Origin of the sequence: Bacillus sp. FSL P4-0334 (assembly GCF_038004825.1) — a bacterium.
Classification (GTDB): Bacteria; Bacillota; Bacilli; order Bacillales; family Bacillaceae; genus Bacillus; species Bacillus velezensis.
On the sequence record NZ_JBBORX010000001.1, the window covers coordinates 3,037,632 to 3,063,646 of the forward strand.

The following is a 26,015-nucleotide window of genomic DNA, read 5'->3' on the forward strand; positions in this document are numbered from 1 at the left end:
AGCCTATCACGCCACCATCCTTTTGATATGACGGGGCTCTCTAACAAAGATATAAGGTTATCTAAAAAGTTCACTGTCTTTCATTCCTTTCGAATGTTTAGACAGTAATATAGGAGTCTGTTAATTCAGCTTTTAAAATGAACTGCATTTTTTACGAAAAAATATTTCAATTGAAAGGACATGATTAATTGACAAAAATTTATGACGCAGCAAACTGGTCAAAGCATGAAGATGATTTTACCCAAATGTTTTACAACCAAAACGTAAAGCAGTTCTGGCTTCCCGAAGAGATCGCATTAAACGGCGATCTCCTCACTTGGAAGTACTTGGGTAAAAATGAGCAGGATACGTACATGAAGGTGCTCGCCGGCCTGACACTGCTTGATACAGAGCAGGGGAACACGGGCATGCCGATTGTGGCCGAGCACGTCGAAGGCCATCAGCGAAAAGCGGTTCTTAATTTCATGGCGATGATGGAAAACGCGGTGCACGCAAAATCATATTCAAATATTTTTATGACACTTGCTCCGACTGAAACGATCAACGAAGTGTTTGAATGGGTGAAGCAGAATAAATACCTGCAGAAAAAAGCCCACACCGTCGTCGGACTGTACCGCGCCATAAAAAAAGGTGATGAGATTTCGCTGTTTAAAGCGATGGTCGCTTCCGTTTACTTAGAAAGCTTCCTTTTCTACAGCGGTTTCTATTATCCGTTATATTTCTACGGACAGGGAAAACTGATGAATAGCGGTGAAATCATCAACCTTATTATCCGTGACGAGGCACTGCACGGCGTATACACTGGATTACTGGCTCAGGAAATCTATAGCAAACAAACTGAAATCAAGAAAAAAGAGCTGTATGAATGGGCTATTGATTTGCTGCTCGACTTATATGAAAACGAGCTTGATTATACAACAGATTTATATGATCCAGTTGGGCTAACTCATGATGTAAAAAAGTTTATTCGTTATAACGCAAATAAAGCCTTAAATAATCTGGGATTCAACCACTATTTCCATGAAGAAGAAATTAATCCAGTAGTGTTGAACGGATTGAGTACAAAAACCAAGTCTATGGACTTCTTTAGTCAAAAAGGGAATTCTTACAGGAAGGCTACTGCTGAAGCCTTAAAAAATGAGGATTTTTACTTTGAGAATTGAAAAAGATCTGATCGGGAGTGTGTTCTCGAATAATCATGGTCAGAAATATAAGGTTCTACGGACAAATGGACAAAAGAAAAATGGAACAAAATTATTTAGAATACGATTCATAAAGACCGGATACGAACGGGACGTAGAAAAGGTTGAAATTAAACGTGGAAAAATAAAAGACCGATATGAGCGCTCAGTGTTCGGAGTAGGGTATCTTGGCGATGTAAAGATGGTAGATGTGAAGAATGTATACTCCGTTTGGAAGGGGATGCTAGAACGGTGTTACGATGTCAGTTGTCCACAGTATTCTAACTATGGCGGTTCAGGGATTAGAGTTTGTGAGAGATGGCATTGTTTTAAGAATTTTCTAGAAGATGTTTCAAAGATAGAGGGATATGATGAGTATCTTTTCAATAAGCGAAAACTCTTTCTTGATAAAGACATGAAACAACAAAGAATACCGAAAAGTCAAAAGATTTATTCCTTAGAAACTTGTTGCTTTGTCACCAGGGAAATCAATAATGCTTATCGAGATTTAACGAATGCTCGTTTGCACTTTATGGCCAAATCTCCTGACGGTGAAATTATACGAGTAGAGGGACTTCGACCTTTTTCTAAAAAGTTCGGCCTGCACCGTGCAATAATACAGAAATGCTTACGAGGGGAGCGTTCGGACTACAATGGTTGGACTTTTAAACTAATTAAGAAATCTAATTGGAAAAATAAAAGTGCTTAAGTACTTTGAGGAGGTATCAGTATAATGAGACTGATTAAATTAGAGCAACCGAATTGCAATCCATGTAAAATGGTATCCAATTATTTAAATGATGCAGGAGTTGAATATGAGACCGTTGATGTAACACAGAAGTCAGAAGTGGCAGCGCAATATGAGGTAATGGGTGTACCGGTAACCATTCTTCTGAGTGTTCAAGGAGAAGAAGTAAAGCGGAGTATTGGCTTTAAGCCTGGTGAGTTAGACACCTTAATAAATGATTTAAGGGGTCAATAATGGGATTATTGATATTGGCTGGGATTGTTCTTGTTGCAACAACAATAGTTGTTTTAATAGATACATACGGGGAATTGATTTTATCTGTAATCTGTGGATTCGTTGCTGCAGTTGTTGTACTAATTGTTGCTGGACTTATTGCAGTGTTTTCCCCTTTGATAACCACGCAGTATTAGAAGAAAAGGTAAGTGTTTATTCAATTAAAGACAACATTAATGTCAGTGGAAAATTTGTACTGGGTTCAGGGATCATCGACGATACACAATATTTGTATTTCGTAATAGAAAAAGAAGGGTTTAAGTCAGTACATAAAGTTAAAGCAGAAACTTCTAGAGTAAAAGAGGGAAACTATAAAACTCCATATGTGAAAAAGTATTGTTATGAATATACGAATAAATTTGTAAGGTTCATATTTGGGGAATCTCAGCCTTTTAAGGATAGCTCATACGATTTCTTTTTACCTGAGCATACGGTTACCCAGGAATATAAAGTTGACCTTGAATAGTCAATAAACGGGTAAGTTTAAACAAACTAAAATTAAAGGAGCTAATAAATGTATTTCATTGAAACTCAGGAAGAATTAATTGGAAAAGAAGTTGCTTATGTATGGGCAAATCAGTTTTGTGAGCAAACAACGATTATTACTAAGGATGGAGGTGTGTTTATGGTTTGTCAACAAACTGACTGGGATGATGTCTATGAAACAAGAATTTTATATCCACATGAAGCTAAAAAAATCTTACATCCTCTGAAAAGAGACTTGCATGAAAAAGGTGTGATTAATGAATCAGAGTGGGAAGAGTACGAGAATGAGCTAAAAAAGAAGCAAGCTGCTGAAAGAGAGAAGTATCTCAAGGAGCAAGAAGAAAGAGAGCGTAAACGTTATGAGGAGTTGAAAGCAAAGTTCGAACAATAATGGGTTGTTTATTAAATTGAAAAAGATAATGCATTAAAAAACAAAAGGAGAATGTTAAATGGGGAAAATGGATGAAGTAATTGTTGTAGCACCTAGAGATAAAATATTTGATAATGGAAAGCTGGACTTTCAAGGGATTGAAGCTGATCCAAATGTAATTGATCAAATAATTAAAAACCTTGCTGAGAATATGCTCACTATGAGGAGGGGAGATGCCGAGAAGGATCAGAGCTGTAAGCAACCAATCCCTTATGCCGTTTTGCAAAAAGGAGACCAAGTATTTGCTTACGAGCGTTTAAGGAAAGGCGGGGAAAAGAGGCTTCATGATCAATTATCAATTGGTGTTGGCGGACACATGAATATAACTGAAGCAACAAATTTTTGGGAAGCCATTGATGAAAACTTAAGGAGAGAGCTTTCAGAAGAATTGTTTATCTCAACTTCTAATTTAAATTTAGAAGTTGTGGGATTTATAAATGATGACTTAAATGAAGTGGGGAAAGTTCATTTAGGCATAATGATTATTGTTAAACTGCCTGAAAATACAGAGGTATCAGTAAGAGAAACAGATCAATTAAAAGGCTTCTGGTTAAATGAACAAGATTTTGATAATCCAGCAGTATTTAATCGTTTAGAATCTTGGTCTAAATACGTGGCTGATATTATTTATTAGTTTAAACCCCTGGCTTAGATCATGATGTTTGTCCAGTGGAGGGTCTTAGCCAGGGTACAACTTAAAATACTCAAAAAATTCAACAATTATACCTACAAAGGAGATGCTGGATGAAAAAAAGATTACGCAAAAAGGCGTGGATGACAGGGAATATAAAACAGGGCGAATTCATGTTTAATGTAATTGATAAGGTAAATGCAGATGGATATATATATTATCCAAAAGGACGCTATCATGTAGACAGAAAAGGGAACATGTACAAGTTTAAAATTTAGAAAAAAGCGAAATTGTGATGCCTGAAGTTTATAAAGAACTTAGGGATACCAAAGGGTGTCGATTGAACGAACATCTCTATAAAAGAAGACTTTTATCTAAAACAATAAGGAGGAAAAAGATCATTAACAATAACAGTCGTAAAGATTTACAAGCAAAGTATGATGACATGCTCTTCAGAAACGGACTTTGTTTGGGATTTATTCAAAAACAAGGGCTTGAGGATAAGTTCTTTGAGCATATGAAACAAGTTGCAACTTATGAAGAAGACCAAAGGTATAGAGTTGCAGCAGTTAATTTTTTGAGTTTATTAGAATCAAATTAAAACAAAAAGGGGAAAAGATATGGAGAATACTTATCATTATTATAAATTAAACAAAGAACTACAGGCAGTAAAAGTTGTCTCTGGATTGCTTCCCAAAGAAAGCGAAGCTTATAGAGAACTGATTAAAATTGAAATTGGAATTTTGGAGGAAAAGAGAGATATTCTTAATGGCAAAGGAAAAATGAACAAACTGGATCAGGAACAAACAACAGACCTGGGAAGACAGCTAACGGATAAGCTCGCTGAAGTTTTAGAAATTGTTGAAAGGTTTAACCATCATGGATAATCACATAGAAAAAATAAAAAATCATCTAAAAGAAATAAACAACCTTGAACAGGGTCTCAAACTTTTCAGTGAAGACGATGAAGAATATATAAGCTTATTAGCTAAGATACAACGGCTGTTTGATTTAATATCAGACGAATCAATGGAGGCCTTTAAAGAACTAACAATACATATAAGAAACACAGGTCAGAAAAGAATACAACGAGGAATTGACCGGCTACCTCATGTAATCAAAGAAAGTGTGAGTGAGGAAATCAAAGACATGAAGAGAGCCGGCGAGCTGTTTGATTAAGCATAGTTATTTATAGGGTAAAAATAAAATAAGGAGATGTATTATAATTACATACTTTACGTTATTACTTGCAGCATACTTGTTTGCACTAAACATTAATGAAATTAGATTAATTACACGAGGAGAACAGAACGTATTCGCTAAAGTTACACATTTTCTTTCTAACACCCCGTATAATGAACTGAAGAAGAATAAGAACTTAGTGTATGTCATGACGTTATTCAAGGGGATTTCCTTCATCATCCCCTTGGCTACTATTGGACTGATTACACATGGAAACTTGCTAATGTTAGCTTGGACAGCTTTTGCTTTAATTTATACCGGTTTAACATTGTTTAAAATTCTTGATGTTTTGGACGGTGACTCAAACAATAAACAAAACAAGTTCGTGTACATGTTGTTTGTTTGCGGTAATATTGTCTTCGTGATTAACTTTATTATTAGTTGGTTTCAATAAAGGAGAGTAGAAATATATGACTCAGTTTGATATGCAGTACAACACAATCATAAATGACATAATTAATAATGGAGTATCAGACGAAGAACTCAATGTCAGAACCAAATGGGACACTGATGGAACACCAGCACATACATTAAGTGTAATCAGTAAGCAAATGCGCTTTGATAATTCCGAAGTACCGATTTTAACGACTAAAAAAGTCGCCTGGAAAACAGCAATCAAGGAATTACTTTGGATATGGCAACTTAAATCAAACAATGTTAACGAATTAAACAAGATGGGTGTGCATATCTGGGATCAATGGAAACAAGAAGACGGTACAATCGGCAAAGCATATGGATATCAGCTTGGTAAGAAGAACAGAATGCTAAACGGTGAGAAAGTTGACCAGGTTGACTATCTTATTCATCAGTTGAAAAATAATCCATCATCACGCAGACATATTACAACGCTTTGGAATCCTGATGAATTAGACTCAATGGCATTGACGCCCTGTGTTTATGGCACTCAATGGCTTGTAAAAGGAGGGAAGTTGCATTTAGAAGTTTTCTGTCGCAGTAACGATCTCGCGCTCGGGAATCCGTTTAATGTGTTCCAGTACAATGTTTTACAGCGTATGATTGCTCAAGTTACTGGATATGAGCTTGGTGAGTATATCTTCAATATTGGAGATTGTCATGTATACACTCGCCATATTGACAATTTGAAAATTCAAATGGACAGAGAGCAATACGAAGCACCTGAGCTATGGATTAATCCGGATGTAAAAGACTTTTATGATTTCACAATTGATGATTTCAAATTGGTTAATTATAAGCATGGAGACAAGCTTTACTTTGAGGTAGCGGTATAATGCTATCTCTTATTGCTTGCTGCGACAAATCAATGGCCATCGGGTATGAGAATAATCTGCTTTACCATATTCCTGAAGACATAAAACGTTTTAAAGAACTCACTACAGGAAAGTTGTGTATTCAGGGAAGACTTACATACGAATCGATCGTAAACATTACAGGAAAGCCACTTCAGAACCGAAGGAATATCATATTGACTAAAAATAAGGATTTCAAGCCTGATCACTCTTCATTTGTTTATCATTCGGTTAACGATGTATTAAAGCTCATACGAGGGCAATTGGATACAGATGAAGAAGTAATGGTCATTGGAGGAGGCGCTATATACGAGGCATTCTTACCTCATGCAGATAAGGTTTATTTAACGATTGTTGATTCAGTTGTTGCGAAGGCAGATTCCTATTTTCCAAGGTTAAATGATGATTGGAGAATAATTGAAAAGGATCATCGGAGTGCACTAACAACAAAAGGACAAGATTATTCATTTATTACTTATGAAAATTTCAGAAAAGCATAGACAAAAATGAAATATAAGTATATTATTATCATATCCTCAATAGAGAATTTGTATTGTAACAAGTTATAAAAATAAAAAATAAGTATAGAGGTGATCTATTGAAACAAAAAGAGCAAGAATTGTTATCAAAGAAAGAAGAGCTTGAAATTGATGTCTTAGAAAAGGAAGCAGATTTGCTCAGATTGGAAGTGGAACAAGAACATTTCAATCTCCACAAAATTGGGGAGATCGGAGTACTTATAGATTTTCTTTTATACATAAAGAAATACAGAGCAATGTTTACTGTGCAGCAAGCAGAAGAATTTAGAAATATGGATGGCCGAATGAAAGAAATCATCAAAATCCAAGATGGACAAGTAATGGTTGATGAAGAAGCTTTAGAGGCGTTTATTGAGGAAATTGAGAATCAAATTAATTTAATATAAATTGGAGGAGATGAGGAATGAAAAACGTAAATCAAACGGTGATCAATAATGCGAATACGGTATTTGAAAAGAAGGACGATAAATATTTCGGCTATAAATCTCGTTTTGGAGATGTCGTTATTGGTGGAGCATATTCGTATAGGTTCGTAGTTCACTACGCAAAAACGAACCAAGACGTTGTTATTATGCCTGGCGATGTGAATACAGTAACGACTCCGCTCTGTACAACGTTAGAGGAACGTTTATGGAAGCCAGAGAAAACCGCCCAAGCCCGCCGTGATGAAATCGTTAAGCAGGCGAAGGCAGACGTTTGGGAATTAACGAAAAACGGTGATGGAGTCAGATATAAATTAGACGCATTCTACCACGCATCCTGTGAAGTTGAATTCGTAGTAAATCGCCATAAGCGAACTGTTGTCGTCTTGTTGAAAGGGATTCGTACCCGAGAGGTCTACGCAAGAGGAATCGCAAAAGCCGTACCTGACGACTGCTTCAACGTTCACATCGGAAAGGCGATTGCGCTAAGACGTGCGTTAGGCTTGGCGGTGCCAGACGAATACTTGAACGCTCCGCAGCCGACTGAGGTTCGTGTGGGCGACGTTGTTAGATCAACCGTAGATAAATCGAAAAAGTACGAAATAGCGAAAGGCGAGAAAGCATGGTGCGATGGTATGGCAGGTATATCGTCGATGGTCGCTAAATATGGAAGAATCGTTGACGACTCACGCGAAGAGGTGGGAGGTGAGTGACGTATCATAGACGCCTGAAGACGACGGTGTTTAAAAAGTATAGCGGATATGATTGGACTTGCGATGGAATGTTTCAAACACCAAAAGTTAAAGGAAGCAACAAAAGAAGGAGATCGAAACATGAGCGAATAATCCGAAAAGTGATGGATAAAAAAGAAATTAGGTATTACGACTAAGTTAATATGAAATCTGTATTTTAAAGAGAGTGTGAGTTATCGAGAGGCTGAAAAGGGAGATGAGAAAATGGAGCATACATTGCACAATCCTGGCCGTGGAGCTTAATAAATAAGAACATAAAAGAGAGGGGAGTGATACCCCCTCATTACTTTATCATTTTGCTTTGTTCGATCTACCAAAAATGTCAGGATTGATAATTGATATATTTGTGCCGATCACATTGCTGAACACAATATAAATAAAAAAGCCAATAAACGCTCCAGGCATTCTTCCAAACATAAAAATACTTAAAGAAACTAAAATGATAGCCATTATTACATCAACAAGAAAACTTATCATGCGATGCAGTTTAAAGTATTCTCTTAATTTTATTAGCTTGTTCATCATGCACCTCTGGATGAATTTTATATAGAAAATTGTACCATTGTAATATTAAGGCATGCAAGAAAGTTATAAAAGAAAAAGGAGTAACATAGTCACTCCTCAAAAATTAATGAAATTGACCATTCATGCTTTGTTGAGCTAAGCGAACTAAACGTTTTGTAATTTCTCCGCCTACTGAACCGTTTGCTCGGCTACTTGTCTCTGGCCCCAAGTTCACACCGAACTCAGAAGCAATTTCATACTTCATTTGTTCAAGTGCACCAGCAGCTTGAGGAACAAGTAATTCATTGCTGTTGTTTGATCTGTTTTGTTGAGCCATATGATCATCTCCTAAAGTAGTATGTAAACAAGCTTGTTCAATTGTATTATGTGGAGATGATTTGAATTTATACACATTAATTTGAAAAGAGGTGATTTAAATGACTATTGGTCGTGGCTGATGAATTGACACAATATCTAATCATGAAGTCAGACAGAATGGGGAGCGAAAGATGATTAAAAACACTTGTGAATCCTATGTGTTAAGTGAGGAAAATATTGAAGAAGTAAGCGTTAAGATTAATGAATTTTGTAAGAATGGATTTAGCCATGCTCATGATTGGATGGAGTATAGTGATATGCCAAGTAAAAGGTTTGATCAATTAACATTTGAAAAAGATTATCCTAGTTATAAATACAATAGTGAAGCTAAATGGAAAAAAGGAAAATATAAAGATGAATCCGTAATTTGGTTAAGCTCATCTCAAAATAAAAGGATATTCCATGCAATCGGTATTGGCACTGAAATAATGTTTGCTGATAATGCTATATATTACATTGAGAAAACAAGAGACTGTAAATATGTTGGTAAAATTTATTAATGAAATTCTAATTTTAAACAAAGAGGTATTGAAGTTAAATGTTTAAAAGAAAAACTTTTGAAAATAAAAAATGTGTTTCTTCAAATGATTTTACACAACTAATAAGTGATTCACTGTATATCAACAAGAATATCAGTAAGCTCGATTTTATTGGCGGAGTAATGATATCCAAAAGTTCTTTAAAAGGGGTTGTCTATATATCTAATGTTCAACCATCACTATCAGAAATAGATGATGTAAATTCAATCTTAAACAGAATCGATTTAGTGAATATGCTTTATTTATTTACGGATAGCGATAAAGCAGAGGTCTATCAGAGCAAATATGATAGTCATGTGGTAACTGATTCATATATTGAAATTAACCTCAAAGGTGGTCAGACAAAGCGATTAAATTATTGATAAAATGTTGATTTCATTTAGAAGGGATAAACCTCAATGAAAGAAATTGAATTTGAAGAAATTAAGCAATTCGTTGAAGTAATGTCTCGGCAAGCTGGATCGACCAAGGTGATGAAAATTCACATTAGTTATGCAGAATGGTTGGTCGCTGAAGTCGAACGCTTAAGGGGGTTAACCAGTCATGGATAATGGATCAGGCACAAAGGTAAATATTCATTTTAATAACGGTTCTCTAATTGAGGGTTTCAAAGTGTCTAGTGAACTAACCGAACCCTTGACTATATATGAACAGATAATGAATCATCCGGAAAGCAAAAAGGCAGCACTAATCAAGTTTGGCTTTGGACAATTGTCACCAATTAAAGTTGAAAAATGGTTTAAGTCTTATAATCCGCCCAAATACTATGCATTTAGAAAAGCCGCAAACAACAATAAAGTTACTGACTTACATACTCAAGCAATGACAAAGGAACACCGGACACGCCTATTAAATCTTGAAGAGGTCTTTAATGACGAAAAGTCTAGAAAGGCATTATTAAATTTAGCTGAACAAAACACCAAGAGAAATAGGGATCGACTAACTGTTAATGAAAAACATGATTCTTGGAGGGATTAAATGAACAATGAAAACTCTGCAAAATGGTTTGATATAGACTTCAAGACTAAAACAGACAATAACATTGATGAAGCTCTACTGCGATTATTTGATCTCATGAAGAAAAGTCTCCACATTTATTTCAATATTGAAAACTCTTCTGATATTCATGAGTTTTTAAAAATCGCTGCAACAAAGAGCAATGTTGATTATTCCTTCATTGAATGGATTAGGGGAAAGGGCATCCCAAAATTAAAGAAAATTGATTTCGAAAATTTACCAAGCAATGATCAATTTCTTGCAATGATTGAGATCGATGAATACTGTCTTGAATGTGAGATGGATTTTAAAGAGCCAGAAGAGGTAAGGGGTTGCATCATCACGATCATTAATAGCATTCAGGAATATACTAATATTTGCAAACAGTTAATCAAAGGGGGCGAGTAATCTGATTGTGACAGCTTGGATATTGTTCGTTGCATTTGGGCTAGTGTTGTTGGCAAGAATGGATTCCCAAGGAGATATTAAATTTGCAGTTTATATTGGTGTAATAAAATTTGTTTCGGTTTTCATTGTTGCTATTGCAGCAGGAGTGATTTGGGGAGGTTTATTTCAATGAGTGATGTTAAAGCAATGGGCTTACATATTGAAGGAGTGTTGTTTAATGAAAATGACACCAAATTCACCTATGAAGATTTCATCAAGCTAATTGAATCTAATGGTATTGAATTTTGCGGACTGACATGTGCTGTCACAGACGAAGGTGAGTTCTTAGATGAAACAGGTAAAAAATTTACCAAAGGTAAGCCGATCAAATTTAATCAAAAAGAAGAATTTCGTGAAGTGACGAATTATGAACCAGTGGAATTAAGTAAATGAATAAACCGGTACTGACGTTAACTTATGGTCTTGGTATTTCCGAAGCGTTTATTATGGGTTTTACCTTATCACAGAAGTATTTTGTCCCGGCCGTCATAAGTGGGATATTGACTTTAATCATCGGTTATTTCCATGTATGTAAAGGCTCAAAAACTGAATAAATAACAGATTCTTTAGGAGGTGAAATTAAGTGATCGTATACACTACACTAGGTTATTTCCCTGTGCTGAGAAGAAAATTATCCAAAGAATTTAAACGATTAGGTTTTAATAGCTTGAAAGAAAAGCGTTGGTTTTTAGCTAAGGTCTTAGGATATGCGCCAAATTTCAAAGAAATGTCTATAGCTGAAATGGAAAGAGTGATTGATGAGCTTACTAAGTACGAAAACGTAAATGAAATCATATAACTAAATTTAAATAAAATCGGTCTTTTAATGAAAGGCATAAAGGGGGGAATCGGTCATGTCAATAGTTAAGAAAGGGGACAAGATTAGAGTAACAAAGGAAGCACAAGGTCATTGGGGACACATTATCTACCCTGTTGGAAGCGAATGGGTAGTCAAAGAGGTAATTACACCTGACACAGGAACGGTTTTCTGCAAGGGGAATGATTATGGAATACCACAGACACATTATAAGGTTATTTAGGATAAAAATAAAATGAGGTGAAAGGTATAAACGAGAAATATAAAACAATTCAAATACTGTTCAACAAAATGGAAAGACAAATGAGTACGGTGAAAGAAGCTCTCGAGAACAAAGAATACGAAAGAGCCCACCGTAACCTTATTAACCTTTCAGATAATAATGAAGAATTAATGCAGGAAATCAGATGGGCTCGGAAAGGGATTAAGATTTAACTTTTCTTCTTTCTTTATGGTTCCATTCGTACAGCTCTTCAATTGAGCAACCAATGGCATCAGCAAAAGTCATGCCCGTAGCTAAGTTCATATTTGCTTTAGCTCCACTTATATAATCGTGGATACGTTGTCTTGACATAAAACAGTGTATCAAAGGTTTATTTTAATATCAATTTCGGTTTCAATATTTTAGGAGAGTGATTGATTGGGAGGTACAAACCAAGGTAAGGTTTTTGAAGCAAATATAGAAAAATCAGCTGCAGATCAAAAGCTGTTCTTCTATAGAATTAAAGATGTTAATCCAATGTTTTTAAAAAGGGGAGCTGCAGTATCAAAAAACAAATATGATTGCTTCCTGCACTATAAAGGTTATCTTTTTCCTTTTGAACTTAAATCAACAAAGAACAAGTCTGTATCCTTCAGTGAAAAGATCATCAAGTCACAACAGATTAAACACTTAAAAGAGGCAGCGCAATATCCGAACATAATCCCTGGCTTCCTGTTTCAGTTTAGAGAGCCAGAAAACAAAGTTTATTTCGTACATATTAATGATTTCCTTACATATAAGAACATAGCTGAAAATCAGTTGTCACATACATATAAGAATAAAGTAAACAAGTCCAGCATTCCGATTGCCATATGCGAAGAGATCGGAACAGAAGTACGCTGTATGAAGAAAAAAGTTAACTATACATATTACTTGAACAAGCTTTGCGATGATTTGATTAAGAAGGTGAAATAAGTGGGAGGGTTATATGCTAGAAGTTAAGGTGAATGAATCGGAGATTAAAAAATTATACCTTGAAGAATTGGAGAAGCATTTAAATAAGCTAGATAATGAATTGCTTTTCTGGGATACTGATGATTTAATTAAAAATACAAAAATGTGCTGGAATACAATACAGGAGAAATTCTTCTTTGACCCAAGATTTCCTAAAAGAAAAGTGGGGAGAAAGTGGATGTTTCCTGCGAAACAAACAAAAGAATTTCTTCTTGAATGGTTATTGGAACAGCCGACTGAATAGGATCGAATTTTGTTAAATCCCTCTTGAAAAATAGAGGGATTTTTTGATTACCTTTAGTCGGAGGCTTGACCACCAATGACCACCATCATTGACCACCGTTTGACCACTGGAACATTATAATTAATGAAATTTGATGAAAATATGACCTCTAAACAACTTTGTAAACCTTGTTAAATCAACATTTTTGAACCTTGATAATATAAAAAGATATGTTCCGCACACAGGTTCATCCGTGGGAGCGCGAACAATATATGTCTCAGTATTAATCTCTCAATCCCTTGGCACTATTGGTGTCAGGGGGTTTTTTGGTTTTGGTCATAAGATTAAAAGAACAACATTTTTGGTCCTTGACCAAAATATGACCAAAAAAATTGAAGTTATGAATCTAACTACATAATTGAGGACACGTATTTATTGTAATCCCTTATTCGGTTTAGGATGAAGGCTAAATGAAGCCAATTATGTTCTAAAATTGAACCGGCCATTTTTATTTTTAAAAAGCAGGAGCAGGAAATTCATCAATTTTGATACGAAGTAAACTATAAGGTTTCTGTCGTAAGTCCTTTCCATAATGAAATCTAGCCTGCCGATGTAATTGGTTCACGATGACATATAAGTATTCATCCGGACCAATCGAAAAAGTATCCGGCCATAAAATTCTCGGATCATGTGCGATGGTTTCCATTGTGCCATTCGGCAGCATCTTTCGAATACTATTGTTCTCATAATCTCCGGCATAAATGGCTCCTTTTGCATCTGTAATCATTCCATCAGACGCGCCTTTTTCTCCCCAATACGCCACATGATAAAGTAAATCCATGTCCGGTATATTTCTATCTCTCAGGGCTTCTGTTGAGATCGAGAATAGATGACGGCTGGTCAGTGGACAAAAAAATAATACCTTTCCGTCAGGAGAAATCGCAATACCGTCGGATGCCAGCCTAAATGGGGAAGTTGAACCATCCCTGTTACGATCCATCAAAATTTTGCCTTCTACTTTCGGTATAAAATAGGAATCCGGTGAAGTTGGATTTGCTCCATTTAACCGTCTAAATGCGTTTCCGGTTTCTAAATCCACGACGATAATAGCTCCTGGTCCTTTGGCAGAAGAATCCGTTATATAGGCATAACCTGCAGTTCCAACACGAAAATCAAATCGGACATCATTCAGGTAAGTTGTTGGAAGGACAACATCTTCTGTAAAGGTATAAACTCTTCTGATTGTATTGGTTTTTAAATCAACAGCGACTAATTTTGCCCCGCCTTTAATTGGTTCAGAAAAATTGGGTGCCGCCGTATCTAGTACCCAAAGCGTTCCTCTTCCATCAGTAACTACACTTTGGACACTGATGAAAGTCATTTTGATATTCTCAGGGTTAACCAAATTGGTTTGTAAATCAGGATAAGGCTGCAATTTATCCCCAACTATCTCCGCCACCGTAAATTTAACATCGTCTCCCCATTTCGGAAAACAAATGAAAATACGACCAGTTTCTGAAACAGTAACACCGGTAGGCATAGCTCCATAAAATGCATAAACCAGTTCTAAATCCCCAAAATATTTTTCAAAAGGCAGCATAGGTTTCATAATATCCTCCTCAACCAATTAAACGGGATATCACTTATATATGATTCGCATTTTTTCTAGTGCATGTTTCTTATTAAGTTTTTCTAAACAAAAGATGATGGAAGTGCTTATCATTTAATAAATCAGTCAGGTGACACAGGGGGGTTTACTTAACGTCTGTCGAAGCAGTCGGCAATTACAACATGGTATGTCCTTTGGTCGGTTTTAAATTCTCTGAAAAAAGAGTTGAAAAAGCAGAAAAGATTTTATAATATGAAATCAAGTTAGTTTGTTCGGGCAACAAACTAATAAAACCACTTTAATTGTCCATCATGTAAAGGTCTTAAATGGGAGGGGGATAAGAGGCTCGATTTAATTGGAGGTATATAAAAAGCGAAAGCCAAGCTTTTATCCTGTTCACTGCTATCTGATCACCATTTGGATGTTGAAAATGCTCTGTGAAAGTAAACCGCTATCATTTTTTTTGAAAGCGCTTTTATATACCGCTCACTGGCCGATAATTTTAAAAAAATGTTATACCATTTCATCATGTTCCTTATGTAAAGGATCGAAAAGGGGAGAAATCATGCTCAGTGAAAATGTAAAGAAGATCAGCATGGTTGAAAAAGTTGGATATGCGTCTGGAGATTTTGCATGTAATTTAATTTATGCAACAGTGTCTACGTATCTTTTGTTCTTCTATACAGATGTTTTTGGTTTATCGGCAGCAACAGCCGGTACGATGTTTTTAGTGGTTAGAATCATCGACGCTCTCGCTGATCCTTTTATTGGAACAATAGTTGACAGAACAAATAGCAGGTTTGGCCGCTTCAGACCGTATCTTTTATTCGGAGCTTTTCCCTTTGTCATATTGGCAATACTCTGTTTTACAACCCCGGATTTTTCGGATATGGGGAAATTAATATATGCCTATATCACCTATGTCGGCTTATCGCTTACATACACCATGATAAACGTGCCATATGGCGCGTTAACATCTGCAATGACCAGAAATAATCAAGAAGTTGTTAGTATAACGTCTGTCCGTATGTTATTTGCGAATCTTGGAGGACTTGTCGTTGCATTTTTTGTTCCCTTACTGGCTGCTTATTTAAGCGATAATTCCGGCAGCGAATCTCTTGGCTGGCAGCTAACCATGGGTATTATGGGAGTTATAGGCGGGTGCCTTTTAATCTTTTGTTTTAAAAGCACAAAAGAGCGTGTCACGCTTCAAAAATCGGAAGAAAAAATTAAATTTTCGGATATATTTGAGCAATTTCGTGTTAATCGGCCTCTAGTTGTATTAAGTATTTTCTTTATTATTATTTTTGGAGTGAATTCAATCAGTAATTCGGTTGGCATCTATTACGTAACGTATAATTTAGAAAGAGCGGATTTAGTGAAGTGGTACGGTTTGTTGGGAAGTTTGCCTGCTTTGGTCATTTTACCGTTTATTCCAAAGCTTCATCAATTATTAGGGAAGAAGAAATTACTAAACTATGCATTATTACTGAATATGATCGGCCTCTTAGCTTTACTTTTCGTTCCGTCAAGTAATGTATTCCTGATACTTTCCTTTCGATTGCTGGCTGCTGCAGGAAGTCTCACTGCCGGGGGATATATGTGGGCGCTTATTCCTGAAACAATAGAATATGGAGAGTATAAGACCGGGAAAAGAATGGGCGGTCTCATATACGCTATTATCGGATTTTTCTTTAAATTCGGCATGGCCTTGGGAGGGGTTGTACCGGGTTTGGTTCTAGATCAGTTTGGATATGTGGCAAATCAGGTGCAAACGCCGGAGGCATTGACGGGAATTTTAATTACAACAACCATTATTCCCGTGTTCTTACTGGTTCTGGCCATGATTGATATTAATTTCTATAACTTAGATGAGAAAAAATATAAAAGCATGGTTCGAGAATTAGAGAATAGAGACAAAGTTTATTTGGATCATATTGACGATTTCAAAGCTTAAAACATGATGAGTCAACAGAAAATAGCTGAGGAGGAGTTCAAAATGAAGATTATCAATCCAGTACTTAAAGGATTCAACCCCGATCCGAGTATTTGCAGGGTTGGAGAGGATTATTATATCGCTGTATCTACATTTGAGTGGTTTCCGGGAGTCCAGATACACCACTCAAAAGATTTAGTCAATTGGCACTTAGTTGCACATCCATTAAAGAGAGTTTCGCAATTAGACATGAAAGGAAATCCTAATTCAGGCGGGGTCTGGGCGCCATGTTTAAGTTACAGCGACGGAAAGTTTTGGCTGATCTATACGGATGTTAAGGTCGTAGATGGCGCCTGGAAAGATTGCCACAATTATTTAGTGACTTGTGACACGATTGATGGTGATTGGGGGGAGCCGATCACATTAAACAGCTCGGGTTTTGATGCTTCTTTGTTCCATGATACGGATGGGAAAAAATATTTATTAAATATGTTATGGGATCAGCGTATTGATCGGCACTCCTTTGGAGGCATTGTCATGCAGGAATATTCTGATAAGGAGCAAAAACTAATCGGTAAACCGAAAGTGATTTTTAAAGGAACTGAAAGAAAGCTGACAGAAGCGCCGCACCTTTACCGTATCGGGAACTATTATTATTTATTAACCGCAGAAGGAGGAACGCGGTTCGAACATGCTGCTACAATTGCCCGTTCTGCAAATATTGAGGGCCCATATGAAGTTCATCCCGATAATCCTATCTTAACGTCATGGCATGCGCCGGAAAATCCGCTGCAAAAATGCGGACATGCATCCATTGTACAAACACATACAGGTGAGTGGTATTTAGCTCATTTAACAGGACGTCCCATTCATCCGGACGATGATTCAATTTTTCAGCAGAGAGGATATTGTCCTCTGGGCAGAGAAACAGCTATTCAAAAGCTCTATTGGAAAGATGGCTGGCCTTATGTAGCAGGCGGAAAAGAAGGGAGCTTGGAGGTGGATGCGCCTTCTATACCTGAAACAATGTTTGAAGACACGTATCCGGAAGTTGATGAATTTGAGGATGCAACATTAAATATTAATTTTCAAACGTTAAGAATTCCGTTTACGGAGAAATTAGGATCATTAACTCAAGCGCCAAATCATTTACGATTATACGGCCATGAATCCTTAACTTCGACATTTACTCAGGCATTTGTAGCCAGACGCTGGCAAAGCCTCCATTTTGAAGCGGAAACGGCTGTTGCGTTTTATCCGGAAAATTTTCAGCAAGCCGCTGGTTTGGTGAACTATTACAATACAGAGAATTGGACGGCTCTTCAAGTCACGTATGATGAAGAACTTGGCCGTATTCTTGAATTAACGATATGTGATAACTTTTCTTTTTCACAACCGTTAAAAAATAAAATTGTGATTCCTCGTGAAGTCAAGTATGTCTATTTAAAAGTGAATATTGAAAACGAAAAATATTATTATTTGTATTCATTTAACAAAGAAGATTGGCACAAAATCGACATTGCATTAGAATCGAAAAAATTATCAGATGATTACATCCGCGGCGGGGGATTCTTTACAGGAGCTTTTGTAGGGATGCAATGCCAAGATACGAGCGGTCATCATATTCCGGCCGACTTCAGATATTTCCGTTATAAAGAAAAATAATTAGCACATGAAAAAGGAGATTTCTATTTTAGAACTCCTTTTTCATATTAGAAGGTGCCCATGTCAGTATTGATTCAGAAATACTCCTAGAATAAAAAAACTCATCTTTAAAGATGAGCGTAAAACATAGAAGTATGTACATTTCAGTTATGAGCCATGTCGAGAAAATGATCAATAACAATAGAGGACATTCCTAAAGCAGGTGCATTTTTTCCTAAGGTAGATGGTAATAATTCATAGCTATTGTCTAGGTGAGAATAAACCCTGGATGACACTTCGCTTTTAATTGAATGTAAAACCATAGGATGCGACTCAATGATGCTGTTTCTTAAAATGATGGCTTGCGGATTAAATGTATTTAAAATATTGGTCAGGCCTATTCCTAAATAGAAACCAAAATTCTGTAATGCCTGTAAAGTTCCAACATCATTCAGATGGGCGAGGTCTATGATATCTTGGCTGGACACTTTTTTCTCTTTCGTCTGAAGAGATGTTAATAAAGCCTTCTCTGAAGCATACAATTCCCAGCAGCCTCGGTTTCCGCAGCTGCATTTAGGACCCTTAAAGTCTATTGTCATATGTCCCATTTCTCCAGAGAATCCGCCAACCCCTCTATATAAATGATTGTTGATCATAACGCCGATCCCTATTCCTGTACCGATACTTGCATAAATAATGTTATCGTGATTTTTTGCAGCACCAAATACTTTTTCTCCATATGCGCCGGCATTTGCCTCATTTTCAATAAAAACGGGCACATTGAACTTCTTTTGGATGAAAGATTTTAAGTCAATATCTCTCCAGTTGGCGTTCGGAGCGAAAACAATTTTTTGATTTTTGTCAATCAGCCCGGGCGCGCATATCCCTATACCAATAAGACCGTATGGAGATTGCGGCATTTTTGCAATAAAGTGATGAATCATCTCAATTAAAATATCTTTAGTGATTTCTGGAGAATTGCATTCCAAATGGTGGTGTTGATCAAGGACGATCGTCCCTTCAAGATCTGTTAAAATGCCATTAACATAATCCACGCCAACATCTATTCCTACGGAGTATCCTGCTTTTTTATTAAAAACAAGCATAACAGGTCTTCTGCCGCCGCTTGATTGTCCCTGACCGATTTCAAATACGAGGTTTTCTTTCATTAATGTGTTTACCTGTGAGGAAACAGTTGATTTATTTAATCCGGTCATTTCAGATAATTTTGCTCTTGAAATAGGAGAATTCTTAAGTATTTCGTTTAGTAATAACTTTTGGTTAACTTTTTTGACAAAGGCTTGATCAGCGATATCCACTTCATCCACTCCATTTGTATAATCTTTAAATTAAGTTGAACGTTCTGTGTTATCGTGCGAAACGCAGTACATAGCGAATCCAACCTTTATTATATCTAATGTGTTCGTAAAAAACTAAAAAAAATATTGAAAATACTGATGAGGTTATATAAGATGAAAATAAGTTAGTTTGTTTGGGCAACAAACTAATGCGCAACATGACATAAAAGCATCTGTATTTGAATGATCATGTTTAGAATTTATTTTTAAGGGGGAAATCACACATGGCTCACTCTCATTCCGGTTCGGTCAACTATTTTGAAAGCGCAAACAAAGTGATTTACGAAGGGAAAGAATCCACGAATCCTTTAGCATTTAAATACTATAATTCTCAAGAAGTAATTGGCGGAAAAACGATGAAAGAGCATTTGCGATTTTCTATTGCCTATTGGCATACATTTACCGCTGACGGCACAGACATTTTTGGCGCAGCTACGATGCAGAGACCGTGGGATCACTATAAAGGCTTGGATCTGGCGAGAGCGAGGGTAGATGCAGCGTTTGAGCTGTTTGAAAAACTGGATGCGCCATTTTTTGCTTTTCATGACCGGGATATCGCACCGGAAGGAAGTACGTTAAAAGAGACAAATCAAAATCTGGATATAATCGTGGACATGATAAAAGACTACATGAGAACCAGCGGCGTTAAGCTATTATGGAATACTGCAAACATGTTTACGAATCCCCGTTTCGTCCATGGTGCGGCGACTTCTTGTAACGCAGATGTATTTGCGTATGCCGCAGCCCAAGTAAAAAAAGGATTAGAAACAGCAAAAGAGCTTGGCGCCGAGAACTATGTATTTTGGGGCGGACGTGAAGGGTACGAAACTTTGTTAAATACCGATTTAAAATTTGAGCTTGATAATATGGCCAGATTTATGCATATGGCAGTGGATTATGCGAAGGAAATCGGGTATACAGGGCAGTTTTTGATTGAACCAAAACCAAAAGAGCCGACTACCCATCAATATGATACGGACGCAGCAACAACCATTGCCTTTTTAAAGCAATATGGCTTAGACAATCATTTTAAATTAAATCTCGAAGCCAATCATGCCACATTAGCCGGGCATACATTCGAACATGAATTACGCATGGCGAGAGTGCATGGCCTTCTTGGCTCTGTTGACGCGAATCAGGGTGATCCGCTTTTAGGCTGGGACACAGATGAATTTCCGACAGATTTATATTCTGCGACATTAGCAATGTACGAAATTCTGCAAAATGGCGGTCTTGGAAGCGGAGGATTAAACTTTGACGCAAAGGTCAGGAGATCTTCTTTTGAGCCTGATGATTTACTATATGCCCATGTTGCAGGGATGGATACATTTGCAAGAGGGTTGAAAGCCGCCCACAAATTAATCGAAGATCGTGTGTTTGAAGATGTGATTCAACACCGTTACCGCAGCTTTACTGAAGGGATTGGTCTTGAAATTGCAGAAGGAAGAGCTGATTTTAAAACACTTGAGCAATATGCGCTGAACAATCAGCCAATTAAAAACGAATCAGGGAGACAGGAGCGGTTAAAAGCGATATTAAATCAATACATTTTACAGGTATAACAAATGAAAAAAGAAGCTCCAGATCCAGCTGTAAAAAGATGCAGGCAGCCAAGTTCCCGGAATTGCCCGTCATGAAGTTACTGTTATGGCGGGTCAATTCAATGGGGATCTATTTAGAGAGGAAGGAGTGAAAAAATGAAGTATGTCATTGGAATAGATCTTGGTACGAGTGCCGTTAAAACCATTTTAGTCAATCAAAACGGCAAGGTTTGTGCAGAAACGTCCAAAAGTTACCCGCTCATCCAAGAGAAGGCGGGATATAGTGAGCAAAATCCTGAAGACTGGGTGCAGCAAACAATTGAAGCATTGGCTGAATTGATTTCGATATCCGACGTTCAACCCGGGGATATTGACGGGATTAGCTATTCAGGACAAATGCATGGGTTGGTACTGCTTGATCAAGATCGGCAAGTGCTGCGTCATGCGATTCTTTGGAATGATACCAGAACGACGCCTCAATGTAGCAGGATTACCGAGACATTTGGCGATCGTCTGCTTGATATCACAAAAAACCGTGTCCTTGAAGGGTTTACATTACCTAAAATGGTATGGGTGAAGGAACATGAGCCTGAACTTTTTAACAAAACCGCTGTTTTTTTGCTTCCGAAAGACTATGTGAGATTCCGCATGACTGGCGCCATTCACACTGAATACTCCGATGCGGCGGGAACGTTACTTTTACATATGACCCGCAAAGAGTGGAGCGATGAGATCTGCAATCAATTTGGTATGTCAGCGGAAATTTGTCCTCCGCTTGTTGAATCCCATGACTGTGTAGGATCGCTGCTTCCGAGCGTTGCGGCGGAGACTGGGCTGTTGGAAAAAACAAAAGTGTACGCCGGGGGAGCAGACAATGCTTGCGGTGCTGTCGGAGCCGGTATTCTTTCTTCCGGAAAAACATTATGCAGTATCGGGACGTCAGGAGTCATACTTTCCTGTGAAGAAGACAAAGAAAGGGACTTTAAAGGGAAAGTGCACTTTTTTAATCATGGAAAGAAGGATTCTTTTTATACGATGGGAGTCACGCTCGCTGCAGGGTACAGCTTGGACTGGTTTAAAAGAACGTTTGCGCCGAACGAATCGTTTGAACAATTATTGCGGGGAGTGGAATCTGTTCCGATAGGAGCAAATGGACTGCTGTACACTCCTTACTTAGTCGGTGAAAGAACGCCGCATGCTGATTCATCTATTCGGGGAAGCTTGATCGGAATGGACGGAGCCCATAAAAGAGAGCACTTTTTGAGGGCGATAATGGAAGGCATCACATTCTCTTTATATGAATCAATTGAACTATTCCGCGAAGCGGGAAAATCAGTTGATACGGTTGTCTCTATTGGCGGGGGAGCTAAAAATGAAACGTGGCTTCAAATGCAAGCTGATATTTTCAATACGAGGGTGGTTAAGTTAGAGAATGAACAAGGTCCCGCCATGGGGGCTGCGATGTTAGCTGCCTTCGGAAGCGGGTGGTTTGACTCTCTTGAAGAATGTGCAGAGCAGTTCATTCATGAAGCAGCTGCATTTTATCCAAAAGAACAAAATGTTCAAAAATATAAAACACTATTCGAGTTGTATAAGAACATTTACGTTCACACAAAAGATCTCAATACAGCTTTAAAGAGCTTTCGACAAAAATGAAGAAAGAACCTCGCCAAATTGGCCAGGTTCTTTTTATATTGCACAAAAACAGACACGGTGATATAATCAGAACACGCGCGCTTTTTGTGTGAAAGTCATAGTTATCCATCTTATATTATGATTATATCATGCTGAAAAGCTCTTGTCAAATTTTTTTGAAGGGGAGATATAGAATGAGTTCTTTGGTTCTCGGCATTCACGAAATTGAAAAAACACAGCCTTTGCTCGTTGGAGGAAAAGGGTTACATTTAGGGGAATTATCAAAAATTCAAGGAATACAAGTACCGGAAGGATTTTGTGTCACAACCGCAGGATATCAAAAAGCCATTGAACAAAACGAAACGTTACAAGCGCTGTTGGATCAACTGACCATGCTGAAAGCGGAGAATCGCGATCAAATTGGTGAAGTCAGCAAAAAAATCCGGCAAACCATTATCGAAGCAGAAATTCCTTCAGATGTAGTCAAAGCAGTTGCTTGCCATCTCTCCCGGTTCGGCGAAGAACATGCCTATGCCGTACGTTCCAGTGCGACAGCTGAGGATTTGCCGCATGCCTCTTTTGCCGGTCAACAAGACACCTATTTAAATATTACCGGCGTCGATGCGATCTTGCAGCATATCAGTAAATGTTGGGCGTCCCTATTTACGGATCGCGCGGTCATTTACCGTATGCAAAATGGGTTTGATCACAGCCAAGTTTATTTATCCGTTATCATCCAAAGGATGGTGTTCCCACAGGCTTCGGGAATTTTATTTACCGCTGATCCGATGACCGGAAACCGAAAGCTGCTATCCATCGATGCCGGTTTTGGACTTGGTGAAGCACTGGTCTCCGGCTTAGTCTCTGCCGATTGTTATAAAGTACAGGACGGGCAAATCGTCGATAAGAGAATAGAAACTAAAAAATTGGCTATCTATGGACGAAAAGAAGGCGGAACAGAAACACAGGAGATCGCTCTTGATCAGCAAAAGATTCAAACACTGACTGATGAACAAATTTTACAGCTGGCACGTATCGGGAGACAGATCGAAGCTCATTTCGGCCAGCCGCAAGATATCGAATGGTGTTTGGACCGCGATACTTTTTATATTGTCCAAAGCCGTCCGATCACAACGTTATATCCCGTTCCTGAAGCGAACGATCAAGAAAATCACGTCTATATCTCTGTTGGTCATCAGCAAATGATGACGGATCCCATAAAACCCCTTGGATTGTCTTTTTTTCTGTTGACGACTGCTGCACCCATGCGTAAAGCCGGCGGAAGGCTATTCGTTGATGTCACACATCAACTGGCATCCCCTAATGTCAGAGAAGTTTTCTTAAAAGGCATGGGGCAGCACGATCCGCTCTTAAAAGACGCACTTATGACCATAATAGAGCGAGATGATTTCATTAAGCCGATACCTGGTAAAACGGCACCGATTCCCGGCAAAGGCAATGCAGATATGCCGGATCAAGCTGAAAACGATCCGGCAATTGTTTCTGATTTGATTAAGAGCAGTCAAGCATCGATAGAAGAGTTAAAACAAAACATCCAGACGAAATCAGGAGATGATTTATTTCGTTTTATTTTGGAAGATATCAAGGAATTAAAGAAGATTCTATTTAACCCAAAAAGTTCGGTGTTGATTCGAACTGCAATGGATGCTTCATCATGGATTAACGAAAAAATGAACGAGTGGTTAGGTGAAAAAAACGCAGCAGATACGCTTTCTCAATCTGTACCCCATAATATTACTTCAGAAATGGGGCTTGCGCTATTGGACGTCGCCGATGTGATCCGCCCTTATCCAAAAGTAATTGCCTATTTAGAGAATGTAAAAGATGATCACTTTTTGGATGGGCTGGTGAAGTTTGAAGGCGGGCGGGAAACCCGTGACGCTATCTATGCTTATCTCAACAAGTACGGAATGCGATGTGCCGGAGAAATTGATATGACAAGAACTCGATGGAGCGAAAAACCAACTGCACTTGTCCCTATGATTCTTAATAATCTCAAAAACTTTGAGCCAAATGCCAGCCAGCGGAAATTTGAGCAAGGTCGGCAGGAGGCGTTGAAGAAAGAACAAGAGTTATTAGACCGATTGAAGCAATTACCGGATGGTGAACAAAAAGCCAAAGAAACTAAACGAATGATCCGCATCATCCGGAACTTCAGCGGGTTCAGGGAATATCCAAAATACGGCATGATCAGCCGCTACTTCGTTTATAAGCAGGCTTTACTGAAAGAAGCCGAACAACTCGCAGAAGCGGGCGTTATTCATGAAAAAGAAGACATATACTATCTCACTTTTGAAGAACTTCAGGAAGTCGTACGCACAAATAAATTGGATTACCAAATCATCAGCACACGAAAAGGCGAGTACAAAGTATATGAAAAACTAGCTCCGCCGCGTGTTATCACGTCTGACGGTGAAATCGTTACAGGCGAGTACAAACGAGAAAATCTCCCGGCCGGAGCGATTGCAGGGCTGCCCGTTTCATCGGGAGTCATAGAGGGGCGGGCACGGGTTATTTTAAACATGGAAGATGCCGATTTGGAAGATGGGGATATATTAGTTACCTCCTATACTGATCCCAGCTGGACACCATTGTTTGTATCCATAAAAGGCCTGGTCACTGAAGTTGGCGGACTGATGACCCATGGAGCGGTTATCGCGCGTGAATACGGCTTACCTGCAGTTGTCGGAGTTGAAAATGCAACCCAATTGATAAAAGATGGGCAGCGAATCCGCGTTCATGGAACAGAAGGCTCTATTGAAATATTATAATAGCGGGGGTGTGCAGCACGTCACCAGATATTTCCCGCATTTTACTAAGAAAAGCCGGAACCTCTTAGAGGAGGAATCCGGTTTTTTTTATGTGAAAATGACTCAATGTGTGAATACCGCATTTTGCGGGTGAGCCCTTCAGTGACTAAATCTTTTTATGAAGGTGAGTAATATCCTTTTTAAGTTCACAACATCTGTAATCCGATGAATTAAAAACGCCTTAGTAACAATTATTTAGGGGCTATGTTCATGAACAAGTCTTTATTCAAAACAAAATGACCTATTGGGTTAATGGCGTTAAAGATGAAGATAAGTCTGGTGTCTTTGAAAGAGAAAAGTCTGCAGAAGATACAACGGGCCCATCATCAAACATGCTGAGTGCTAAGTATTGGACGGAATATGTATCAG

At 37.9% G+C, this 26,015-nt stretch carries 33 protein-coding genes; 30 read left to right on the forward strand and 3 right to left on the reverse strand.

Annotation, left to right across the window (positions count from 1 at the left end):
- Positions 1-188: 188 nt before the first annotated feature.
- The 14 genes from nrdF (at position 189) to NSQ37_RS15495 (ending at position 7,933) form a co-directional block, all read left to right on the forward strand.
- Positions 189-1,163 carry a class 1b ribonucleoside-diphosphate reductase subunit beta gene (nrdF, locus tag NSQ37_RS15430; protein WP_341124034.1) on the forward strand — a complete coding sequence of 325 codons (975 nt, stop codon included), beginning with the start codon at positions 189-191 and terminating at the stop codon, positions 1,161-1,163.
- Entirely contained in the window at positions 1,153-1,890 is a 738-nt protein-coding gene (locus tag NSQ37_RS15435; RefSeq protein WP_341124035.1) for a hypothetical protein, read from the forward strand. Before nrdF ends, NSQ37_RS15435 begins: the two co-directional genes overlap by 11 nt.
- A gap of 24 nt (positions 1,891-1,914) precedes the next feature.
- Complete coding sequence (locus NSQ37_RS15440; RefSeq protein WP_341124037.1) at positions 1,915-2,163, forward strand: thioredoxin domain-containing protein; 249 nt, start codon at positions 1,915-1,917, stop codon at positions 2,161-2,163.
- On the forward strand, positions 2,163-2,339 hold the full coding sequence (locus NSQ37_RS15445) for a hypothetical protein (RefSeq protein WP_341124039.1): 177 nt from the start codon (positions 2,163-2,165) through the stop codon (positions 2,337-2,339). The genes NSQ37_RS15440 and NSQ37_RS15445 overlap by 1 nt, the downstream gene beginning before the upstream one ends.
- Before the next feature lie 377 nt (positions 2,340-2,716).
- Positions 2,717-3,079, forward strand: coding sequence for a hypothetical protein (locus NSQ37_RS15450; RefSeq protein ID WP_341124041.1), 363 nt, complete (start codon positions 2,717-2,719; stop codon positions 3,077-3,079).
- A gap of 58 nt (positions 3,080-3,137) precedes the next feature.
- Positions 3,138-3,752: a hypothetical protein gene (locus NSQ37_RS15455; protein ID WP_224988173.1), complete on the forward strand. Its 615-nt coding sequence runs from the start codon at positions 3,138-3,140 to the stop codon at positions 3,750-3,752.
- Positions 3,753-3,862: 110 nt separating this feature from the next.
- Entirely contained in the window at positions 3,863-4,027 is a 165-nt protein-coding gene (locus tag NSQ37_RS15460; RefSeq protein ID WP_224988171.1) for a hypothetical protein, read from the forward strand.
- Positions 4,028-4,044: 17 nt separating this feature from the next.
- Positions 4,045-4,350 (forward strand): hypothetical protein, encoded by a 306-nt coding sequence (locus tag NSQ37_RS21265; RefSeq protein ID WP_445661287.1) that lies wholly within the window; start codon positions 4,045-4,047, stop codon positions 4,348-4,350.
- Positions 4,351-4,369: 19 nt separating this feature from the next.
- Positions 4,370-4,636 carry a hypothetical protein gene (locus NSQ37_RS15470; RefSeq protein ID WP_069007305.1) on the forward strand — a complete coding sequence of 89 codons (267 nt, stop codon included), beginning with the start codon at positions 4,370-4,372 and terminating at the stop codon, positions 4,634-4,636.
- Complete coding sequence (locus NSQ37_RS15475; RefSeq protein ID WP_124692967.1) at positions 4,629-4,928, forward strand: hypothetical protein; 300 nt, start codon at positions 4,629-4,631, stop codon at positions 4,926-4,928. Before NSQ37_RS15470 ends, NSQ37_RS15475 begins: the two co-directional genes overlap by 8 nt.
- 473 nt (positions 4,929-5,401) lie before the next feature.
- Positions 5,402-6,241 (forward strand): thymidylate synthase, encoded by an 840-nt coding sequence (locus NSQ37_RS15480; RefSeq protein ID WP_341124047.1) that lies wholly within the window; start codon positions 5,402-5,404, stop codon positions 6,239-6,241.
- Positions 6,241-6,759 (forward strand): dihydrofolate reductase, encoded by a 519-nt coding sequence (locus tag NSQ37_RS15485; protein WP_341124048.1) that lies wholly within the window; start codon positions 6,241-6,243, stop codon positions 6,757-6,759. Before NSQ37_RS15480 ends, NSQ37_RS15485 begins: the two co-directional genes overlap by 1 nt.
- A 98-nt stretch (positions 6,760-6,857) precedes the next feature.
- Complete coding sequence (locus tag NSQ37_RS15490) at positions 6,858-7,184, forward strand: hypothetical protein (RefSeq protein WP_341124050.1); 327 nt, start codon at positions 6,858-6,860, stop codon at positions 7,182-7,184.
- 17 nt (positions 7,185-7,201) lie between these two features.
- The gene (locus NSQ37_RS15495) at positions 7,202-7,933 is read left to right on the forward strand and encodes a hypothetical protein (RefSeq protein WP_341124051.1); all 732 of its coding nucleotides are present in this window, start codon (positions 7,202-7,204) and stop codon (positions 7,931-7,933) included.
- 667 nt (positions 7,934-8,600) lie between these two features.
- On the opposite strand, the gene NSQ37_RS15500 is transcribed toward NSQ37_RS15495, so the two are convergent.
- Positions 8,601-8,813 carry an alpha/beta-type small acid-soluble spore protein gene (locus tag NSQ37_RS15500; protein ID WP_341124053.1) on the reverse strand — a complete coding sequence of 71 codons (213 nt, stop codon included), beginning with the start codon at positions 8,811-8,813 and terminating at the stop codon, positions 8,601-8,603.
- A gap of 172 nt (positions 8,814-8,985) precedes the next feature.
- Here NSQ37_RS15500 and NSQ37_RS15505 point away from each other — a divergent pair, with 172 nt between their 5' ends.
- The 11 genes from NSQ37_RS15505 to NSQ37_RS15565 all read left to right on the forward strand — a co-directional run bounded on the left by NSQ37_RS15505 (position 8,986) and on the right by NSQ37_RS15565 (position 13,113).
- Positions 8,986-9,354 (forward strand): hypothetical protein, encoded by a 369-nt coding sequence (locus NSQ37_RS15505; protein ID WP_341124055.1) that lies wholly within the window; start codon positions 8,986-8,988, stop codon positions 9,352-9,354.
- Positions 9,355-9,392: 38 nt separating this feature from the next.
- Complete coding sequence (locus NSQ37_RS15510) at positions 9,393-9,755, forward strand: hypothetical protein (RefSeq protein ID WP_341124056.1); 363 nt, start codon at positions 9,393-9,395, stop codon at positions 9,753-9,755.
- Between the two features lie 36 nt (positions 9,756-9,791).
- On the forward strand, positions 9,792-9,944 hold the full coding sequence (locus tag NSQ37_RS15515) for a hypothetical protein (RefSeq protein ID WP_116746180.1): 153 nt from the start codon (positions 9,792-9,794) through the stop codon (positions 9,942-9,944).
- Positions 9,937-10,371, forward strand: a complete 435-nt coding sequence (locus NSQ37_RS15520) for a hypothetical protein (protein WP_341124061.1) — start codon at positions 9,937-9,939, stop codon at positions 10,369-10,371. Before NSQ37_RS15515 ends, NSQ37_RS15520 begins: the two co-directional genes overlap by 8 nt.
- Positions 10,372-10,797 (forward strand): hypothetical protein, encoded by a 426-nt coding sequence (locus NSQ37_RS15525; RefSeq protein WP_341124063.1) that lies wholly within the window; start codon positions 10,372-10,374, stop codon positions 10,795-10,797.
- A 1-nt stretch (position 10,798) separates the two neighbouring features.
- Positions 10,799-10,969, forward strand: a complete 171-nt coding sequence (locus tag NSQ37_RS15530; RefSeq protein WP_263625200.1) for a hypothetical protein — start codon at positions 10,799-10,801, stop codon at positions 10,967-10,969.
- A complete protein-coding gene (locus tag NSQ37_RS15535) occupies positions 10,966-11,229 on the forward strand; it encodes a hypothetical protein (protein ID WP_225046075.1) in 264 nt (87 codons plus the stop codon). The genes NSQ37_RS15530 and NSQ37_RS15535 overlap by 4 nt, the downstream gene beginning before the upstream one ends.
- Before the next feature lie 190 nt (positions 11,230-11,419).
- Positions 11,420-11,635 (forward strand): hypothetical protein, encoded by a 216-nt coding sequence (locus tag NSQ37_RS15540; RefSeq protein ID WP_072692888.1) that lies wholly within the window; start codon positions 11,420-11,422, stop codon positions 11,633-11,635.
- A gap of 55 nt (positions 11,636-11,690) precedes the next feature.
- On the forward strand, positions 11,691-11,876 hold the full coding sequence (locus NSQ37_RS15545; protein WP_151280617.1) for a hypothetical protein: 186 nt from the start codon (positions 11,691-11,693) through the stop codon (positions 11,874-11,876).
- A gap of 417 nt (positions 11,877-12,293) precedes the next feature.
- Positions 12,294-12,830 carry a Holliday junction resolvase RecU gene (locus tag NSQ37_RS15560; RefSeq protein WP_341124070.1) on the forward strand — a complete coding sequence of 179 codons (537 nt, stop codon included), beginning with the start codon at positions 12,294-12,296 and terminating at the stop codon, positions 12,828-12,830.
- 13 nt (positions 12,831-12,843) lie between these two features.
- Positions 12,844-13,113 (forward strand): hypothetical protein, encoded by a 270-nt coding sequence (locus NSQ37_RS15565; protein WP_014417981.1) that lies wholly within the window; start codon positions 12,844-12,846, stop codon positions 13,111-13,113.
- Between the two features lie 493 nt (positions 13,114-13,606).
- Here the strand turns inward: NSQ37_RS15565 and NSQ37_RS15570 are convergent, their stop codons facing one another.
- A complete protein-coding gene (locus tag NSQ37_RS15570; RefSeq protein ID WP_099566756.1) occupies positions 13,607-14,701 on the reverse strand; it encodes an L-dopachrome tautomerase-related protein in 1,095 nt (364 codons plus the stop codon).
- A gap of 565 nt (positions 14,702-15,266) precedes the next feature.
- On the opposite strand from NSQ37_RS15570, the gene NSQ37_RS15575 reads away from it, so the two are divergent.
- Complete coding sequence (locus tag NSQ37_RS15575; RefSeq protein ID WP_007410362.1) at positions 15,267-16,658, forward strand: MFS transporter; 1,392 nt, start codon at positions 15,267-15,269, stop codon at positions 16,656-16,658.
- Positions 16,659-16,700: 42 nt separating this feature from the next.
- Positions 16,701-18,302 (forward strand): xylan 1,4-beta-xylosidase, encoded by a 1,602-nt coding sequence (gene xynB, locus NSQ37_RS15580; protein WP_190664295.1) that lies wholly within the window; start codon positions 16,701-16,703, stop codon positions 18,300-18,302.
- 143 nt (positions 18,303-18,445) lie between these two features.
- Here xynB and xylR read toward each other — a convergent pair whose 3' ends face one another.
- Positions 18,446-19,600: a transcriptional repressor XylR gene (gene xylR / locus NSQ37_RS15585; protein ID WP_160241991.1), complete on the reverse strand. Its 1,155-nt coding sequence runs from the start codon at positions 19,598-19,600 to the stop codon at positions 18,446-18,448.
- Positions 19,601-19,863: 263 nt separating this feature from the next.
- Here xylR and xylA point away from each other — a divergent pair, with 263 nt between their 5' ends.
- The 3 genes from xylA (at position 19,864) to ppsA (ending at position 25,607) form a co-directional block, all read left to right on the forward strand.
- Positions 19,864-21,201: a xylose isomerase gene (gene xylA, locus NSQ37_RS15590; RefSeq protein WP_114354635.1), complete on the forward strand. Its 1,338-nt coding sequence runs from the start codon at positions 19,864-19,866 to the stop codon at positions 21,199-21,201.
- Between the two features lie 135 nt (positions 21,202-21,336).
- Positions 21,337-22,836, forward strand: a complete 1,500-nt coding sequence (xylB, locus tag NSQ37_RS15595) for a xylulokinase (protein ID WP_015239910.1) — start codon at positions 21,337-21,339, stop codon at positions 22,834-22,836.
- Between the two features lie 173 nt (positions 22,837-23,009).
- Positions 23,010-25,607: a phosphoenolpyruvate synthase gene (gene ppsA, locus NSQ37_RS15600; RefSeq protein ID WP_015239911.1), complete on the forward strand. Its 2,598-nt coding sequence runs from the start codon at positions 23,010-23,012 to the stop codon at positions 25,605-25,607.
- Positions 25,608-26,015: the final 408 nt, after the last annotated feature.